This is a genomic window from Enterobacter sp. MGH 38 (assembly GCF_000492855.1).
GTDB classification, from domain to species: Bacteria; Pseudomonadota; Gammaproteobacteria; order Enterobacterales; family Enterobacteriaceae; genus Enterobacter; species Enterobacter hormaechei_C.
Window position 1 is genome coordinate 1,260,197 of record NZ_KI535607.1, and the last position, 17,175, is coordinate 1,277,371.

Genomic DNA, 17,175 nt, shown 5'->3' on the forward strand with positions numbered 1-17,175 from the left:
TCACTGACTGGTGAAAGTCCGGGTTTTATACGCGCCAAGATCGTCCACATACATCAGCTGGAAGGTCTGTCCGCGCTTAACCGTATTTTTTGCGGCGACCGTCAGCTGCCCAAACGGGGAAACCATAGGGGACTCCTGGAGCAATTTCGTTTTACCCAGCGAAATATTGGCGACCGTAATATGGAACGGACTGTTATTTGTAATGCGAAAGCGATCGCCTTCGGCGGCGAGCGTCAGTTTCGCCACCGCGTCATCCAGCGTGCCTTTCAGCGCAGCGGGCCGGTAAAAAAGTTTGATACGGGATTTAATCGCCAGCTGAACGGTATTCTGATTTTGCAGATTTTCAGGTCTGGGCGGAATGTCGAGAACATTCAGGAAAAAGACGGATTCGCGATCCGCAGGCAAGCTGGACGGCAGCTTTTTAATACGAAGCTGTTGGCCATTATGTTCGTTAACCTTTATTACTGGCGGCGACAGCAAAAACGGCACATTGGCTGTTTCCGGCGTGGAATTAATATCACCGTCATCTATCCAGGATTGCACCAGAGCGGGCGCATCGCCCGTATTCATTAACTGGACGATCACCTCTTTGTTATTTTCAGGATAAAGGACACGGGTGCCATTAATGACAATATTGGCCCATGAGTGACCGGTGCTTAGCAGTAAGCCTGCCAGCAAAATTGCCTTGCGCATGATTGCAACCTTAAATACAGGCTCTGCGAAAACAGAGCCTGAATAATCATTATTACAGGTAGGAAATGGTATACGTTACGTTGGAGCTTAACTCGCCCACGGTGGCGGCAGCGGCGTTCGTTTTATAATAATAAACATCCAGCGTCAGCGTCTCGGAATCTGGCGCGGTCGCTGTACCCATAATATCCGTGGTGTAAGGCTGGTTCAGGGTAATTGGCGTAGACGAACCTGGCTCCACTAGCGCAAAACCGACATTACGTGCCACGCTGGCATCGCTTTCGTTCACGCTGTTATTGAGCAGGTATTTACCGTCAGTGGAAATATTATCCGCGCTGGAGAAATACACTTTCAGCGGGGTGCCGGTCGTTCCGGCTGCTGGTGAACAACCTGAGAAAGTCAGCGCAATAGATTTTTTATTCTTAGTGATCAGGCCAACCGTGGTGCCTGCATCTTTTACCGAAATAGGGGAAAGCGCAACGGTAAAGTCTGCGCTTTTACCGCCGTTAATGGTACAGGTTGTATCGGTAATAGCGCCGGTAAAGTTAATGATACCACCCGCTGAATTGTCTGCGGCCACTGCGCTGGTAGAGGCAATAGCAGCGGCCAGCAGTGATACGGTCATGATCGATTTGAACATGATAAACTCCATGAAGATTTGTGTTATTTAAAATGAATGTTAATCGGCTACACATGTCCCTGATGTACCGGCTAGACGCATGGCGACTCGGGAGAATGCTTTGACGATATTATGTTGCACTAAAAAAGTACATAACAAAACATTATTCCAACAATTTCTAAAGTTTAAGATTATAATCTTGTGTGTTAGTTTTTTTTAATGTTTTAACCTAAATGCGTTGGTTCAAATATTTTTATTAATGATTTAATAATTGTTAATTAATGAAGCTTTATGAATTCATCTCTCAATTAATATCACGCGACTTGACCACACAAACTTTAGACTTATTATTGCCTGGCAAATGCACATAATTTTAACAATGGCGTAATAATAATATGAAGTATCTCATTGATCTTACAATGCTTTATGAAGTCGACACCGGTATGATCATGATTAATGGAGAGGAAGAGTCATCCATTAAGTTATCTAACCAGGCGGGTCGTCTGCTTTATGAACTTATCATCAATAATGGTAAAACTCTCGACAGAGACGACCTGATAAAGAAGGTCTGGGAGGATCATGGTTTCTCTGGTTCTTCGGTGAGTCTGAATGTTGCCATAAGTGAAATCAGAAAAGCATTTCGTACATTAGGATGCGACCCTTTACTGATAAAAACGATACGTGGCAAGGGATTTAGCCTTGCCGCGCATATTGAACACCACACGGTCAGGCCGCCGGTTGTTTCAACGCTTAGTGAACAATCTGCCTCTGAATCATTCGATACGCTAGCGCATAAGAAAGATGCCGATCCGCCTAAACAATTAATATCGCTGCACAGACTCTTTATTTCTCTCTGCACCTTATTACTGATTACCGTTATCGGCACCGCTGTTTTACTGTTGCACCAAAGGGATTCCTATGCCGAGAGCCTGAAAGATTCTGATATGCATCTGCTCGGTAAAGTGGACCGGTGTACGGTATACCTGATCGATAAGAATATGTATCAGCCGCGACAGCACTACTTTAATCACGTAAAAGAGGTCATCGCCAGTCAACATATCGACTGTCAACATCAGGTTGCAGATGCTTACTATTCCAGGTTTAAAAAGTCGCAGATAGAAAATTATTTCCTGGCCATCTGTTATCAGCAGGACAGTATCGACGATTATAAGAACTGCATTTCTTACAGAAGCCTGACCGGGAGTTAAAATATGTCAAGGACTAAAATGAGTGTACTGTTCAGTATCGTACTGGCGCTGTCTGTCATCGCGTTGTTATGGATCTATTTTACCAGAACGCAGGATGAGGGGTTTGGCTGCCAGTCAGATACCATTTCCTGGAAAACCTATTCCACGGGTGAGTCAACCGATATGTCGCTAACCACGCTTTTCCTGTTTAACAACAAAGATGTTGTGACGGTTATTCATAAAGGCGTGCTCAAGAAAGAGGGCAAAAGCTACCTGATTGACCGAAATTACACGCTCAGCGTGGAAAAAGTCGATGGAAGCAATATCTTTTATATTAAGGATAAAAAGCTGAATAAGTCTGAAGATGATGCGGCGCCGGATGGCGTTGTAAACGAAATGTTACTTGATAATATCAACTTCTTCTATATTACCAGCGTAAAAAAACATGCGTGGTTAATTAAGGGGCTGGTGTTGCCTGTAATGATGTGTGTGGCTGTCCCGACGTCCTGATATTTCTCTTTATTAAAAAATCGATATTTATCTATTACTCGGGAAAGTGAGTAATTTACTCAATACGTAACAATAAGATACGAGAAATTTATTTATATTTTTATTGTTGCTCTCCGTCGAGTGAATTTTTCTGTATTGCCTCGTTATTTTGCGGCTGTCTATACTCCGCCTCGAAAAAGGGGCTCCCCTTTTTATACACGTGGATTCTTTTTTGAAGGACTAAATAAATGAACAAACTGAACGCTATCGTTCTGGGCTCCCTGCTGTCTGTTTCTGCCCTGAGCGCAGTTAATGCAGCAGAAACGACGGCTTCTGCCACATGGCAGGCAACCGCGACCAAAGACAGCGAATCCGATCTGGTTGTTACGCCAACGCGTGCTCTGAACTTTGTTTACAGCGCCAACACCAAATCTTTCAACACCGACACCGGTCTGTTTGATGTGGCTATCCGTGGCGATCACTCTACGGCGACCAGCTTCAAACTCGAAGCTATCCTCGACGATTCAAACAACACGCTGTTCAGCGTGGGTGGTGAAGCGACCAAGCTGAAAGTGGGTGCGCGTTGGGGCGGTAACGACCTGGGCTCTATCGGTGGCACCGTGGGGGCGAAATCAACCGCATGGACCACGCTGGTTGATTCCTCTTCTAACACCGGCGTCTCTTCTGGCCTGTGGAACCTGACCACCAGCGCAGGCGCGGCGGCAGATACCGAAATTACCGGCCAGGACAAATTTGTCTTCTACGTTGACTCCGCTCAGGACAACGCCGGTACGGCGAAAGAGTTCAAAGACCTGACCAACAGCCTGTGGGAAGGGACCGTGTCTGTTGCGTTCCGCGCAACCTGGGGCTAAGGCCTGATCGATCCAGGGGCGCAAGCCCCTGTTTAGGGAAATAGCATGTTTAACCTCAAATCCGCCTTCTTATTTTTATTATTTATCTCTTCCTCCGCGCTGGCCATTAATGTGGGAAAAGTCACCACCATTATTTCTGCGGATGCTGACTCCACCGCCAAGGAAATAAAAAACGAAGCAGACAGCGTGCGCATTGTTTCTGTTCGCGCACAGCGGATCAGCAGCCCAATGGATGAAGGGATCGTCATCAATCCGGAGAAAGTGGACGAACTGTTGCTGACGCCCACGCGCATGGTGATGCCCGCCGGTACCAGCAATATCGTCAAATTTTACTATCACGGGAACGCCGATAACAAAGAGCGTTACTACCGCATTACCTTCACGGATGAAGGGGTAAGCGAAGAGGTGGACAGCGGTTCGCCAAAAAACGGCACCGGGATGACGCGCGCGGTGGTGAGCACCATTCTGGTGGTTCAGCCCCGGGATAAGAAGATTGATTTCGTCTATGTGGCGGGAAAAATAACCAATAAAGGGAACACCTCGTTTCGCGTCAATGCGACCGGGACCTGCCTGAAGCCGAATCCGGAATCCCCCGGCACGCCGTGTAGCAAAAACTTCTACCTGATGCCAGAGACCTCGCGCGCTATCGAGGATATCAACGTTACGGATAACCATTTTCATCTCGGAATATGGGACCTGAAACAGTTCATTCCTGTTAAGTAAGGATGCATGGTGAAAAATAAATTAGTGTTGCCGGTGATGATGGCTTGCGCATCCGGCACGCTGCCCGCGCTTGCGCATGCAGCCTCAAGCTCCGTGGTTATCGCTAATTACCGTTTTCCCGACTCGCTTTATGCACTGCTGGAGCAGGGGATCAAAATTCCCGTCTATCTGGTGAATACGCGTCCACACTCAGCACAACAAGGGAACCACGAAGGCACGGCGAGCGAATATGTTCGTATCGGTGACGTGACGCTCTTTGCAAAAGATCTGAAGCTGGGGCTGAGGGACGTTCAGGTCCAGGAGTCTGATAACGGCATTCGTCTGTCAAAAGAGATGAGAACGTTATTGCAGAGCATTAACGATAAGCAGTTTGATGACCAGATGCGCATTCCGGTAAGTACGGGGTCCGCGTTCGAGCTGGATCAGAAAAAAATGCGCCTGTTGCTGAATCTGTCGCAGAGCGACTACGGGGTGAATATTCGCCCGCGTGAGGTGGATATTGATGCGCCGGAGTCTGACGACCTGAGCGGCACGTTCTCCTACAACCTCGGGGCGTATCACACCGAGAGCGGCTACGGTGACAGCTGGTCGTCGGGCTATCTGAACGCGAGAAACTGGATCTCAATGGGCGTCGATCATGTGCTGATCGATGGCTCTGGCTACGTCAACGAGAGCAGCAGCGATACCCAGATGAATGCGGTTATGTGGGAGCGCGACTATCAGGGGATGCGCTACGCCGCAGGCATGCTGAACGGCTGGGCGATGCAGTCTCTGGCGAGCGTCAGCGGGATTTCCGGCGGTGAAGTCTACGGCGTTTCCATGGGCAACCAGGCCAACTCCCGCAAACGCGATAACACGCTCTCTCTGACGCCGGTGGTGGTCTATTTCCCCACGGCGGGCGAGGCCCGTATTCGTCGTGACGGGCAGCTTATCGGCATTCAGCGCTTTGACGTCGGCAACCATGAAATTGACACCAGCAGCCTGCCCTACGGGATCTACAGCATCGAAGTTGAGGTGGTGAGCGGAAGCCGCACCGTGTCGCGTAACATGTACACCGTAAATAAGCCGTTCTCCAGCAACGTGTCGGAAACGCTGCGCTGGCAGATGTGGGGCGGGATGTATAGCCGCGATAAATCCGTCGTCAATTATAAAAAATACGCGAAACGCAAAAACGAGCAGGACAACACCTACTACTACGATTACGACACCAAACATAAAGACACCATGTCGCTGGTGGGAGCCTCGTTCAGCAAGCGCAGCGGGATGGTCGACTGGAACGCCTCCACCTACATGATGCGGGAACACATCGTCAGCGAGCTGTGGGCCTCCCTGAACCTGACGGGCTATTTCTCGGTGAATACCCAGACCATGGCCGCCTCCGACGGAACCTATCGCGCCAACTATGGGGCGAATCTCAGCCTGCCGTGGCAGATCGGCTCGGTGTGGTACTCCCATGAACAGCTCTCCAGTGGCAAGTTCCTCGATATCTATGAGAGCAAGGGCAATACCTGGGGCGCCTCCTTTAGCCTGCCGTCGTTCGGTCTGCCCTCGGCGGGCAACCTGAGCCTGATGCGCCAGGAGGACGACCTCTATCGCTATAAACGCTATCAGCTGGACTACTCCCAGGGGTTATACGCCGGTCGCTACGGTACGGCGCGCCTGCGGGTGGGAATGTCGCGCAACAAATACGACGGGTATTACGAAGAGAAAGATCGTTACGTGATGCTCGATTTCGCTATACCGCTCGGCAATACCGTGTCGGTTGGCGTTTCCCACAATCGCGATACCGGCACGGCGCTGAACGTCAGCGCCAGCCGCCAGTTTGAAGGCGATTACCTGAAATCGGCTACCGCCAACGTCTCGAAAGCCTTTAACAGCCGCCAGGATCGCAGCGTAAGCGGCGGCGGCAGCGTGAACTTCGACACGCCGTGGAACAGCAACATCCTCAGCGTCCAGAGCGGCATGAGTAAAGGCTGGAACTCCACGCTGACCAGTGACGGCAGCGTGGGCTGGTCCAAAGAGGCCATCGCCGCCGGGAAAGGCACCGAAAGCGCAGGGGTGATTGTCAGTACCGGTCTCAAATCTGATGAAGCGCTGACCCTGAAGCTTAACGGCCGGGCAGAACGCATCAAAGGGGATAAGACCTGGCTGTCGCTGCCGGCATACCAGGCTTATGACCTGGAAGTGATGAACAGTGAAACCGGTACGGAAAGCTATGAGATTGGCGCGAATGCGCGTCGCCATATCACGGTTTATCCGGGCAATACCGTGGTGATGAAGCCACAGGTGAAGAAAATCGTCACTCTGTTTGGTCGTCTTGTGGATGCAAACGGGGCCCCGATTGGCGCCATGCAGATCAAAAACCACGTCGGGCTGACCCGGACGGAAAACGACGGACGCTTCGTGATCGACGTTGATAAGAACAACCCTGTCCTGAGTATCGCCACGCCGGACGACAGCGTCTGCGAAGTGCGCCTGGACATCGAGTCTAACCGCGGTGCGCTGTGGCTTGGGGACATCTCCTGCGACAAAGGCGATTTCGTCTGGCAGGAAGCAAAAGGAACGCAGGAACGTGACGATGAAAAAGATATTCGCTCTTAATTTACTGCTGATGAGCGCGGCGGCCCAGGCGCAGGAGCTGCCCTATTTCGCCATTAATAACCCGGACAATAACGGTACGGGAAACAGCGCAGGGCTGTTTAGTCTGAACAGCACGTCGACCGCGTTTTTACACGGTTCGCGCGAGTGGCCGACCCTGAGTGCGAAAACGAATAACGGTATCGCCACTTACATCCCGGACAACAGCTTCAACGGCCCGGCAGGCAGCGCGTTAACTATCGACTTTTCGGTGACCGGTTCCAGCGCTTCTCCGTTCTTTAAAGGGACGGCGTGTTCCTCGTCCTGCGGCAACACGGGGTACACCCCGACGACCAGCTATACCGACACGTCGATGGTGGTTAAGCCGCCGGTGATGGAGCCCGGCACGTCATACGGGCGCTGGGTACTGGGCGATCCGTTCTTTAACTATTTGCTCAACGCCGCGCCAGGGGATGAAGTGACCATCACCTCCACGCCGCAAATCAGCTCAATCAACAAAGTGACCACCACCAATACGCTTCACAAGGTGGGCACGCTGACCATGACCAACTCCAGAGCGCTTAACCTGGGTATTGACCCGATCAGCGGCGAGGTGACGATTGTCGATGGATCAACGGGGGCCACCTGCACCAAGTACACCCGTAATACGGTCTCTGGCGTCCTGTGCGACCTGCTCGAATACACGTTTGTTGGGGAAGATATCTCCGGTTACAACGGAGGGCTGGCGCTCACCTCTTCCCGCGTCAACAGCGTGCTGCAATCGCACATGAGCGGCGGCACCGGGCTTGCCGCCGAGCTGACCTTCGATGAAAACACCTGGTACAGTATCTCCGGCGGTATCCTGAGCGATACGCGTGTCCTGGCGAACACCTTCCTTGCAGCGCCGCAGAAAAACGGCGGCAAAGCGTACCTTAAAATCTTTTTGCCGAAAGCGTTAATTCTGAGCGTGGCGCAGGCGGGGGACGGCAGCAATATTGGCAATATCGTCAGCCTGTGTCTGACGCCCGGCAACAGCTCGCTGGCGGCGGATTTCTGCTTCCAGCCGGGGGGCGGCCTGGTGATTAACCCTATCGAACCCGGGCTGGAAATTGTGCCAGACAACCCGGATTACACCCTCGATCCTGACGGTCTGGGCGGCTCAGGGAAAGGCATTATCGGCGAAGCGCCCATTGAGATCCCCTACACCATCACCTACAGCGGGGCGCAAAAAGATGCGGCGATTGCGGTCACGGTAAAAGTCACCGGGCCTACCCAAAGCCTGAATGGGGTGGACTACTGCGCTTTTAGCGGCAACGGCTTTACGGTTCCCATTCCGGGCAACGTGCTGGTGGGGAAAAGCCAGACGCTGATGGCGCACAACTGTAAAGGCGAAGTACTGTCGATCCCGGCGCCGGCCACCCATGCGGAAGAGTGGGACAAAATGAGTTCCGGCGTGACCGATATGTGGCTCTGGAAAACACCGCTGATCCTCCAGTTCGTTATGGATAATCCGGTATCGAAAACCACCTATGACGGAAATAGCTGGTTTGGTGAAGTGACCGCGCAGGGAAGAATAGATGTTAGCGCATCCTGGAATTAATCAACCATGACTGGAAAATTCCTGGCTATTTTTGCAATAAATTGCTTCATTTCCACAGGGGCAAATGCTTTAATTATCGAAAGTCTGAATATTGATTTTCTTCCCGAAAGAGAAGTTGTTTTTCAGCCGATAAAAAACGATACCAGCGAGCGTCAGAATTATACCGTGTCGCTTATTCAGGTAGACGTTCCTAAAGAGAAGGGAAAAGAAACCGAAATAAAAGACGGCGAAGTCATGTATTCGCCTAAGCAATTAACGCTGGGGAGCGGTGAACGCGCGGGTTTTAAATTTTATTATACCGGCCCGCATGACAACAAAGAGCGATACTATCGCGTAAAATTCACCGAGACGCCGCTCCAGGCAAAGGTGATCACGCGCAAAGGCCAGCGCATCCAGTCGGATGTGGTGGTCTCGCTTGAGGCTATTTTGATTGTCCGACCATGGACACGACATTTTGATTATGCGTTTAGCAACGGGGTGGTGAGTAATACCGGGAATACCTATTTTAAATATGTTTCCTCGGTCGGGTGCAGTACGCAATACAACAATTCAAAATATATTCCACCGGGGCAACGGCTGGAAATAGATAATGCCGGGCAGGCTGCAAGGCGGATGATTATTTATGGCAATAAAATCATTCCGCTGACCACCTGCCCGTAGCAACCGCTTTCCTTCATAAAAGGAAATTAGCCTTTAGCATCATGCTAAAGATCCATCACTACAGGAGATAAAAATGAAAGCGATTTCATTCGTAGAAGCGAAAGACATTATTGGCGGCGCGTTAAACCCGTTCGCTGGTCTGGTTAAAGGTGCACAGCTGGGTTACGACACTGGCGCCAGCATCATGGGCATGGTTGGCGGTGTGGTTGGCGGAGTTCTGGGTGGCGCAATGGGCTTCCTGGGCGCGCTGGTTGGTAGCTACAACTAATTCACGTTAACAGGAAAAGTATCATGCAAGTTATCGATTTCAAAAAAGCACAGGCCATCATCGGTGGTTGGGATCCGTTTGCTGCCGCTATTCAGGGCGCAAGCGCGGGCTATAACGCGGGCAGCCAGATGTTAGGCGCGCTGGGCGGCACCATCGGCGGCGTATTCGGCCTGGTGGGCGGCTTCATCGGCGGTTTCTTCAGCGCCTAAGCGAGAAGCACGTTGTACGCATGGCCCGCATTGCCGGGCCATTTTTTTATTTCAGCCACGGATCATTATGTTTTCGCTCTTTCAGTATAAAAAACAGGGTAAGACCCCTGTTATTCGCCAGCATGAATTTACCGAATGTGGACTGGCCTGCCTGGCGATGGTGTTGGGGCACTACGACCACCATGTCTCCGTCAGCCAGCTGCGCCGGGAGATTTCCGTTTCCGCCGATGCGGGAACCTCAATGGCGGAATTGATGACCCTTGCCAGCGATAAAAATATGTCTGGCCGGGTGCTTAAAGGCGAAATCACTGAAATAGAAACGTCTGAGCTGCCGCTCATCGCCTTCTGGCGCGGCAACCATTTCGTGGTCATCGTGAAGATCGACAGCCGCAGCGTGACCGTTCACGACCCGGCCAGCGGCGTGCGTCGTTACCGTCTGAAAGAGGCGGAAAAACTCTTTTCCGGCTATGTGCTTGAGCTTAAGCCCACGCCGTGCTTCGAAAAGAAATCCCCGGATGAAAAGCTCACGCTTGGCCGTTTAGCCAATAAATCTCCGAGCCTGTTCCAGCGCCAGCTGCTGCTGTTTGTGCTCTGTATTTTTACTCTCATCACCATGCTGGCAAGCCCCACCTACGTGCAGCTGATTATGGATGAGGCCATTTCCCGCAGCGACAGCGATCTGGTGATCCTGCTCACCGCGATCTTCGCTATCGTCTTTATCTTTGAAGTCATCGGTAAATTCCTCAAGCAGCTGCTTGAGATCCTGATGCGTAACATTGCCTATGACGATTTAAGCCAGTCCGTGCGCCACTACATGCTGCGCACCCAGACCAGCTGGTTCCGCTCGCGCCCGCCGGGCATCGTGCTGGCTATTGAGAAATCGCTCCACGCCTGCGCGGAGTTCATCAGCAATGGTTACGTGCAAATTCTCTTTTCCAGCCTGATCGCCGTCACCAGCCTGCTGTTTATGCTGCTGTATAACGTCAAAATTGCGCTGCTGACAATGCTGCTGATGGGCGTGTTTTTTCTGATCCGCTTTTCGCTGATCGGCCCCTATCAACGCGCGGTGGATGACTCCATCGAGCGCACCGCCCAGTATGAGTCTCTGCTGGTGGAGACGCAGAAAGGGATCATAACGCTCAAAGCGAACAACATGGAGCAGGCCCGGGATGCGGTGATGGACAAATCCCAGCGCGAACACATCGCCGGGCTGATGCGTAAAGAGCGGCTACTGGCCCGCTTTGACGTGGCTTCGCTGCTGGTGATCAATGCCGAGCAGCTGCTGGTGGTCTGCTTTGGCGCGTGGCTGATCCTGGAAGGGCAGATGAGCATCGGGATGCTTTACGCCTATATCAGCTATAAGCGCTATTTTTCCGATGCCATGGTGCAGGTGGCGCAGAAGCTGCTGGACAAAAATGCCCTCAAGGGGCCGCTGGATCGCGTGGGCGACCTGCTGTTTGCCCCCTCTGAAACCAGCCAGTTTGGGAAGCGGATTGTCACCTCGCCGGTCTGTCTGCAATTTGAGGATGTCTCATTTGCCTATCCTGGCCGGGAGGCCACGCTACAGCATATCAACATGACCCTGAAGCAGGGCGAAGAAGCGGTGATTGTGGGCCAGAGCGGGTCGGGAAAAACCACGCTGCTGCGTCTGATCTCCGGCATGCTGCTGGCATCGTCTGGCACGCTGCGGATCAATAAGATCCCCATTGAGGAGTGCGATCTTTCCTCGCTGCGTCAGCACATCCGCATCGTCCATGCGGACGATATTCTCTTCACCGGCTCGATTCTGGACAACATCGCCTGCTTTGACAGCGCACCGGATAAAGAGCAGGTCATTGCCGCGTGTCGGCTGGCGGAGGTGGATCACGTCGTCGCCCGGCTGCCGCACGGCTACGAAACGGAGATGCTGCCGGGGAACACCTTTTTCTCTGCCGGGGAGATGCAGCGTCTGGTTCTGGCGCGCGCCCTGTACAGCCAGCCTAAGCTTCTGCTCTGTGACGAAGTGACGGCGAATCTGGATAAAACGACCGCGCAGAAAGTGCTGGCGAACCTGCGTAGCCTGGGGATTGGCCTGGTGTTTGTCACCCACTCGCCGGACGTGGTGGGCTGTCAGGGGCGTCTCTATACCATGGAAAACGGCACCCTGCGGGAGAGTGAGCAATGATGCTTTTGCCGCGTCTCTATGCGCGACTCTGCGCGCGCCAGGCCGGGCGCACGCTGCTGGCAAACCGGATCACGCAAAACTACAGCCAGTTTATGCGTTGCCCGGAGGCCGATGTTCCGGCTGATTTTCTGCATCAGAATGCGCATGAGCTGAGCGGGTTTAACTTCGTGGAGCAGATCTTCCCGCCCGCGCTTTGGGCGCGCAACGTTAGTTTTGATCTGCACGGGTACGTGGCGCAGTGGACGCGGGAGCAGGCATTTTACAGTTCATCTCGCACCCTGCTACTGGGCATGCGCTGGGCGGGCTTTGGTCTGATCGTGGATGCGCTGCTCGCCACCGCGCCAGCCGATGTGCGCTTTCAGTTTATTACCCGTCACCCTGCGCTGCATAAGCTGATGGCCGCGCACGAAGGCCGACGCGCCAGCTCGTTTTTCGCCCCTCACCGCCTGGTGACGGTGCTGCTGATGGACGAACGCCTGCCGGATGCGCCGCTGTTCTCCACCCAGGCAGGGGATCAAAAGGCGTGGTTAACGGACGTCTCAACGCGGTTTTTATCGCGCTATGGCTACAGCGTCCGAACGCTGCTGCCGATCTGTTCGCTGCACGCGGCGGAGTTTGGGCTGGAGAGTCAGGCGTATGCGCCGGAGGATTACCGTCAGGCCGCCGCCGACACGCTGAACGCGCTGCGCAAAACCCCCACGCTCTGGAGTGCATGGGATGATCTTTCAGTGATTTATCATGGATGACATATCGTGAAATTAAAAAACCGAAGCGGACAGCGGCGGGCTCTGATCCCGCATCACTTCTCAAAAAGCTATCACATCAACGCGCCACGGCTGAAAGCCGTGCTGACCTTGTTCATCGCCTTTTTTCTCTGCCTGCTGGTCTTTGCGATTGTCTTTAATTTTTCGGAAACCACGCTGGCACGCGGGGTGTTGATCCCGGCGCAGGGCGATGTGGAAGTCCGCGCCAGAGAGTCCGGTACCCTTGTCGATTTTGCCGTCCGGCCCGGTCAGTACGTGAAGGAAAACGATCCGCTGTTCACCGTGTCGCAGGACTATGGCGGCAAGCAGGGCTCGGTGGTGCAGTTTGACCGCCAGCAGATGGAAGCGGAGAAGAAGCGCAGCGAGCAGCGCATTCAGGCCATTGAGGACTCGATTGCGTCGTATCGCAAAAATCTGGCGCAGCAGCTGGCTCTCACCGACAAGCAGATCGCCGTTTCCCGCGATAAGGTGAAGAAGCTGCGCGCGCTGTTAAAAAACAGCACCGACACCTACGAGGCGTGGAAATCCGTCTCCGGGAAGGGCTATGTCTCCAGAGTGGATCTCGATAAAAGCCACAATGATGTGCTCAATGCGCAGCTCAACCTGACGCTGGAGGAGAGCACTATTCTTGAGCTTGAGGCACGCAAAACCAGCCTGACCGACAGCACCCAGTCGCAAATTGACTCTCTGAGCGAAGAGCAGCTGTATGTGAAAAACCGCATCAGCGAAATCGATCGCAACCTGTCCAGCCGGGGAAGTTCCACCATGGCGATGCTGGCCCCTTCCGATGGTTACGTGGTGGCGATTAACTTCCCGCCTGGCCGGGCCATTACGCAAAATAGCGAGGTGGTGGTGGTGATCCGTAAAAATACCGCGGCGACGATGGAGGGGTACCTGTATGTTCCGGCAACGGGGGTGGGGCGCGTGGCGAAAGGCGATAAGGTTAAGCTGCGCTTCGACTCCTGGCCCGTGGACAAATACGGTTCGGTGGAGGCGACGCTGTCCGATTTCTATGAGGTAAACATTGATGCCCATTCGGCGCTGATCCCGCTCCAGGAAGGGCAGAACTACTACCTGGCTAAAGTGCGCGTCCCCTCCTGGTTTACCGACCCGGACAAGAAAAAGCGCATGCTGATGGGCGGGATGACGGTGAACGCCGATATCGTTATCGATCGTAAGCCGCTTATCAATCTGCTGATTGCCCCGCTGGAAAGGGTGCGCAAGCGGTTTATCGATTGACCCGATTTCATCGATCATCGCCCTTTGGCCCACATTCTTAACGGCACCCTGGGGCTATTCTCCTTCTCATACCAACCGGAGGATAGCCCATGAACATTACGCAAATTCGCAATGCCACCCAACTGATCACTTACGCGGGAAAACGCTTTTTAATCGACCCAATGCTGGCGCCAAAAGGCACTTATCCGGGTTTTCCCGGCACGGCGCGGGCTGATATTCGCAACCCGATGGTCGAGCTTCCCGTTGACGTTCAAACGCTTCTGGATGCTGACGCGGTGATCGTCACCCATACCCATGCCGATCACTGGGATCAGTACGCCGTTGAGCTGATCGCCAAAGGCAAGCCGATCTACGTGCAAAATGATAGCGATGCCGCGCTGCTGCGCAGCCAGGGATTTACCAACCTGACGATCATGACCGGGGAAACAACATACGGCGATATCCGGATAGTGAAAACCCACGGCGGCCAGCACGGTACTGACCGCGCTTACGCCGTGCCGGAGCTGGCAGAGTTTCTGGGGGAAGCCTGCGGCGTGGTGTTCCGTCATCCCGATGAGAAGACGCTTTATATCGCAGGGGATACCATCTGGCGCGATGCGGTGGCGGCCGATCTGCAAAAGCACCAGCCGGATATCGTCGTGCTCAACGCCGGTTACGCTCATGTCATTGGGTTTGGGCCGATTATCATGGGGGAAGAAGATCTGCTTAACGTGCATTTCCTGCTGCCGCAGGCGAAAATCGTGGCGACCCATATGGAAGCTATCAACCACTGCCTGCTGACCCGCCGCGCGCTGCGCGAGTATGTTGACGCCAACGAGATAAGTGACGCGGTGAGCATTCCTCAGGACGGCGAAACCGTTATATTCTGAGTGTTAAAGGGGAAAGGAGAGACAGATGCCGCTTGTTAACGTTGCTATTGTCGCGGTGGACGGGTTTAGCCCGTTCCACTACTCCGTCCCCTGCATTCTGTTTGGCGATACGGTATCCGGGGAAAAGCGCTTTAACGTTACGATCTGCGCTGAAAAACCGGGATTCCTGACCTCGAAAGACGGTTTTGCCCTGCATGCGACGCAGGATTTTTCTGCAATCGCATCGGCTGAAATTGTGGTTGTACCCTACTGGCAGCACGTGCTGGAGCGCCCGCCTCAGACGCTGCTCGACAGCCTGGTTCAGGCCAGAGACAACGGGGCGGAAATTGTTGGGCTGTGTCTGGGATCGTTTGTACTGGGCTATGCGGGCATACTCAGCGGCAAACGGGCCGCCACCCACTGGGAGTTTGAACACCAGTTTCAGACGCTGTTTCCGGACGTTCGACTGGACATCAACGCGCTCTACGTGGACGACGGCAATGTGATCACCTCGGCAGGTACCGCCGCCGCGCTCGACTGCTGTTTGTATATCATCCGCCAGCGCTTTGGCAGCGTTGTCGCCAATCAGATTGCCCGCCGGATGATCGTCCCGCCGCACCGCGAGGGCGGGCAGGCGCAGTTTATTGCGCAACCTGTGCCGAAAGATACCCGCGACGGGCGGATTAACTGTCTCATTGACTACCTTCAGCAGCACATTTCCGAACCGCATAACCTGGATTCGCTGGCGGACGTGGTGTCGATGAGCCGACGCACGCTGACCCGCCATTTTATCAAGGCGACGGGCATGAGCGTTGCCGACTGGCTTACCGCCGAGCGCCTGCGGCGCAGCCAGATCCTGCTGGAGTCCGGCAGTCTGCCAATCGAAAGCGTCGCTGAGCAGGTGGGGTTTTTATCAGCGGTGACGTATCGGCAGCAGTTTAAGGCGCGCTTTGGTGTCAGTCCGGCGGAGTGGCGTAAGACGTTTCGCGTTAAGCCGTATGCAGCGAAAAATAATGCTGGCGCGATGGAATAAAAAGACGTGGGCGGCTTCTTTGCCTTTAAAGCTGGCGGCAATGGATATGCATCAGACGGGTTACAAGCACTTCTCTTCCGGTTAAGATAATCCACGTTACTTTCCAGAAGAAAAGGTAGTGGCATGAACAATATTGAAACGCAGTTACTTGAATCAGGTTTCACCGTAAAAGAATTAGCGTATCTGAACCGAAACATTAGCCGTTATGGTTCATCCCTGCTCGAGGTAGTGCTTGAGTTAGGTAAGCGATTTATCATGGTTCTGTGTATTACTGCGACTGTGGCCCTGATTTTCCTGGCGCTTCTTTTTTTCGCTGAACATTATAATATTGTTTCCGGTGGCATTTCTCTTTTCATCGTATTGATTATTGCCTGGTTTTTTCAACCCCCGATCATTACCTACAAAGCCTGGCGCTTCAGAAAGAAATACATTAGTTCTGTCCAGACGCATTAGAAATTAAATCAAACGAGACTTTTGCAGAGACACCCCAGCCGACAATTTTCATAGTGAGCGCTGCGCGATTCATTCCGTCGACTTTGCGGTAGAAATCCAGCGGGAGATAACGAAACAGACGCCATGATTCGGGTTTCCGGATGGCGCCAAATACCGTATAGACGCTTGCTGCCAGGCTTACGCTATTGAATACCCCAAGTGCTGATTCACGTTTAAATCCCATAAACTGAGCGATATCCATGACGCCATCTGCCAGCATACCTTCGGAGTTTGGTTGATGTTGAAGCGTTCTGTTAATTTCTTTTGAAATGGCATTTGCACCATCCATAACCAGAATCGCTCCTGCAAGCGCACCCACTGGATTCATTGTCATCATTGCACCAACACCTGCAACAATCTGTAACCCTGAAAGCACAACCTTAATCGATGAGATAACGTAACCGACGACTTTGTTATTTTCTTTAACCAGTTCAATCTGAGCAAAAAGCTGAGCTGTACGGGAGCGAAGCATTCTGCTTTGCTCAAGAAGACTTTCGTTCTCAGCCCGGATGTTTTTCAGGCATTCCATGCACTCCTCATCACTTCTGGCTGCCGGGTAGCACTAAATTGTTGCATCACAAACTGCCGAATATCATCCATAAATTTAATCCGTGCGAGTCCGTCGCTGAGATGTTGCCCTCCGACAATATTCGCAGTATTGATGAGCTTGCGGGCTTCAAGATTTATCATTGTTTCAGCCCATGCGCGGGCGTTCTGACCAGGGAAAAGTACAATATCCAT

19 protein-coding genes are annotated in these 17,175 nt (G+C 52.9%); 15 read left to right on the forward strand and 4 right to left on the reverse strand.

Features of this window, described 5'->3' with window-relative positions:
* Positions 1–693 (reverse strand): fimbrial biogenesis chaperone, encoded by a 693-nt coding sequence (locus L384_RS14975; protein WP_001223973.1) that lies wholly within the window; start codon positions 691–693, stop codon positions 1–3.
* Positions 694–745: 52 nt separating this feature from the next.
* Positions 746–1,330 (reverse strand): fimbrial protein, encoded by a 585-nt coding sequence (locus L384_RS14970; protein WP_022646579.1) that lies wholly within the window; start codon positions 1,328–1,330, stop codon positions 746–748.
* Positions 1,331–1,704: 374 nt separating this feature from the next.
* On the opposite strand from L384_RS14970, the gene L384_RS14965 reads away from it, so the two are divergent.
* The 15 genes from L384_RS14965 to L384_RS14895 all read left to right on the forward strand — a co-directional run bounded on the left by L384_RS14965 (position 1,705) and on the right by L384_RS14895 (position 16,395).
* Complete coding sequence (locus L384_RS14965) at positions 1,705–2,517, forward strand: winged helix-turn-helix domain-containing protein (protein ID WP_022650116.1); 813 nt, start codon at positions 1,705–1,707, stop codon at positions 2,515–2,517.
* A gap of 18 nt (positions 2,518–2,535) precedes the next feature.
* On the forward strand, positions 2,536–3,006 hold the full coding sequence (locus tag L384_RS14960) for a hypothetical protein (RefSeq protein WP_003860998.1): 471 nt from the start codon (positions 2,536–2,538) through the stop codon (positions 3,004–3,006).
* A gap of 227 nt (positions 3,007–3,233) precedes the next feature.
* A complete protein-coding gene (locus L384_RS14955; protein WP_003860995.1) occupies positions 3,234–3,857 on the forward strand; it encodes a common pilus major fimbrillin subunit EcpA in 624 nt (207 codons plus the stop codon).
* A 45-nt stretch (positions 3,858–3,902) separates the two neighbouring features.
* Complete coding sequence (locus tag L384_RS14950) at positions 3,903–4,580, forward strand: EcpB family pilus assembly chaperone (protein ID WP_022650117.1); 678 nt, start codon at positions 3,903–3,905, stop codon at positions 4,578–4,580.
* 6 nt (positions 4,581–4,586) lie between these two features.
* Positions 4,587–7,181 carry a CS1-pili formation C-terminal domain-containing protein gene (locus tag L384_RS14945; protein ID WP_032627988.1) on the forward strand — a complete coding sequence of 865 codons (2,595 nt, stop codon included), beginning with the start codon at positions 4,587–4,589 and terminating at the stop codon, positions 7,179–7,181.
* Entirely contained in the window at positions 7,159–8,757 is a 1,599-nt protein-coding gene (locus L384_RS14940) for a hypothetical protein (protein ID WP_023315112.1), read from the forward strand. The genes L384_RS14945 and L384_RS14940 overlap by 23 nt, the downstream gene beginning before the upstream one ends.
* Before the next feature lie 6 nt (positions 8,758–8,763).
* The gene (locus L384_RS14935; protein ID WP_006812468.1) at positions 8,764–9,417 is read left to right on the forward strand and encodes a hypothetical protein; all 654 of its coding nucleotides are present in this window, start codon (positions 8,764–8,766) and stop codon (positions 9,415–9,417) included.
* Between the two features lie 73 nt (positions 9,418–9,490).
* The gene (locus L384_RS14930; RefSeq protein WP_022646586.1) at positions 9,491–9,685 is read left to right on the forward strand and encodes a hypothetical protein; all 195 of its coding nucleotides are present in this window, start codon (positions 9,491–9,493) and stop codon (positions 9,683–9,685) included.
* Between the two features lie 23 nt (positions 9,686–9,708).
* Entirely contained in the window at positions 9,709–9,894 is a 186-nt protein-coding gene (locus tag L384_RS14925; protein WP_001196016.1) for a hypothetical protein, read from the forward strand.
* Between the two features lie 67 nt (positions 9,895–9,961).
* Complete coding sequence (locus L384_RS14920) at positions 9,962–12,058, forward strand: peptidase domain-containing ABC transporter (RefSeq protein WP_017383654.1); 2,097 nt, start codon at positions 9,962–9,964, stop codon at positions 12,056–12,058.
* The gene (locus tag L384_RS14915; RefSeq protein WP_003860969.1) at positions 12,055–12,804 is read left to right on the forward strand and encodes a hypothetical protein; all 750 of its coding nucleotides are present in this window, start codon (positions 12,055–12,057) and stop codon (positions 12,802–12,804) included. Before L384_RS14920 ends, L384_RS14915 begins: the two co-directional genes overlap by 4 nt.
* Before the next feature lie 6 nt (positions 12,805–12,810).
* Entirely contained in the window at positions 12,811–14,061 is a 1,251-nt protein-coding gene (locus L384_RS14910; protein ID WP_022650120.1) for an HlyD family secretion protein, read from the forward strand.
* An 89-nt stretch (positions 14,062–14,150) separates the two neighbouring features.
* A complete protein-coding gene (locus L384_RS14905; RefSeq protein WP_022650121.1) occupies positions 14,151–14,930 on the forward strand; it encodes an MBL fold metallo-hydrolase in 780 nt (259 codons plus the stop codon).
* Positions 14,931–14,955: 25 nt separating this feature from the next.
* The gene (locus L384_RS14900; protein WP_022650122.1) at positions 14,956–15,942 is read left to right on the forward strand and encodes a GlxA family transcriptional regulator; all 987 of its coding nucleotides are present in this window, start codon (positions 14,956–14,958) and stop codon (positions 15,940–15,942) included.
* A 123-nt stretch (positions 15,943–16,065) separates the two neighbouring features.
* Positions 16,066–16,395, forward strand: a complete 330-nt coding sequence (locus tag L384_RS14895; protein ID WP_023315117.1) for a hypothetical protein — start codon at positions 16,066–16,068, stop codon at positions 16,393–16,395.
* Here the strand turns inward: L384_RS14895 and L384_RS0121000 are convergent.
* Together L384_RS0121000 and L384_RS22890 are read right to left on the reverse strand one after the other, a co-directional pair.
* Positions 16,373–16,963 (reverse strand): DUF4225 domain-containing protein, encoded by a 591-nt coding sequence (locus tag L384_RS0121000; RefSeq protein ID WP_023323939.1) that lies wholly within the window; start codon positions 16,961–16,963, stop codon positions 16,373–16,375. The two genes, L384_RS14895 and L384_RS0121000, sit on opposite strands and share 23 nt — an antisense overlap.
* The gene (locus L384_RS22890; RefSeq protein WP_023323940.1) at positions 16,951–17,175 is read right to left on the reverse strand and encodes a hypothetical protein; all 225 of its coding nucleotides are present in this window, start codon (positions 17,173–17,175) and stop codon (positions 16,951–16,953) included. Before L384_RS22890 ends, L384_RS0121000 begins: the two co-directional genes overlap by 13 nt.

Coding starts and splice junctions, on each gene's coding strand:
- L384_RS14970 (WP_022646579.1), bottom strand. CDS start 1,330: ATGTTCAAATCGATCATGACCGTATCACTGCTGGCCGCTGCTATTGCC.
- L384_RS14930 (WP_022646586.1), top strand. CDS start 9,491: ATGAAAGCGATTTCATTCGTAGAAGCGAAAGACATTATTGGCGGCGCG.
- L384_RS14960 (WP_003860998.1), top strand. CDS start 2,536: ATGAGTGTACTGTTCAGTATCGTACTGGCGCTGTCTGTCATCGCGTTG.
- L384_RS14920 (WP_017383654.1), top strand. CDS start 9,962: ATGTTTTCGCTCTTTCAGTATAAAAAACAGGGTAAGACCCCTGTTATT.
- L384_RS14935 (WP_006812468.1), top strand. CDS start 8,764: ATGACTGGAAAATTCCTGGCTATTTTTGCAATAAATTGCTTCATTTCC.
- L384_RS14925 (WP_001196016.1), top strand. CDS start 9,709: ATGCAAGTTATCGATTTCAAAAAAGCACAGGCCATCATCGGTGGTTGG.
- L384_RS14915 (WP_003860969.1), top strand. CDS start 12,055: ATGATGCTTTTGCCGCGTCTCTATGCGCGACTCTGCGCGCGCCAGGCC.
- L384_RS14950 (WP_022650117.1), top strand. CDS start 3,903: ATGTTTAACCTCAAATCCGCCTTCTTATTTTTATTATTTATCTCTTCC.
- L384_RS14965 (WP_022650116.1), top strand. CDS start 1,705: ATGAAGTATCTCATTGATCTTACAATGCTTTATGAAGTCGACACCGGT.
- L384_RS14905 (WP_022650121.1), top strand. CDS start 14,151: ATGAACATTACGCAAATTCGCAATGCCACCCAACTGATCACTTACGCG.
- L384_RS14895 (WP_023315117.1), top strand. CDS start 16,066: ATGAACAATATTGAAACGCAGTTACTTGAATCAGGTTTCACCGTAAAA.
- L384_RS22890 (WP_023323940.1), bottom strand. CDS start 17,175: ATGGATATTGTACTTTTCCCTGGTCAGAACGCCCGCGCATGGGCTGAA.
- L384_RS0121000 (WP_023323939.1), bottom strand. CDS start 16,963: ATGGAATGCCTGAAAAACATCCGGGCTGAGAACGAAAGTCTTCTTGAG.
- L384_RS14945 (WP_032627988.1), top strand. CDS start 4,587: ATGGTGAAAAATAAATTAGTGTTGCCGGTGATGATGGCTTGCGCATCC.
- L384_RS14955 (WP_003860995.1), top strand. CDS start 3,234: ATGAACAAACTGAACGCTATCGTTCTGGGCTCCCTGCTGTCTGTTTCT.
- L384_RS14975 (WP_001223973.1), bottom strand. CDS start 693: ATGCGCAAGGCAATTTTGCTGGCAGGCTTACTGCTAAGCACCGGTCAC.
- L384_RS14940 (WP_023315112.1), top strand. CDS start 7,159: ATGAAAAAGATATTCGCTCTTAATTTACTGCTGATGAGCGCGGCGGCC.
- L384_RS14900 (WP_022650122.1), top strand. CDS start 14,956: ATGCCGCTTGTTAACGTTGCTATTGTCGCGGTGGACGGGTTTAGCCCG.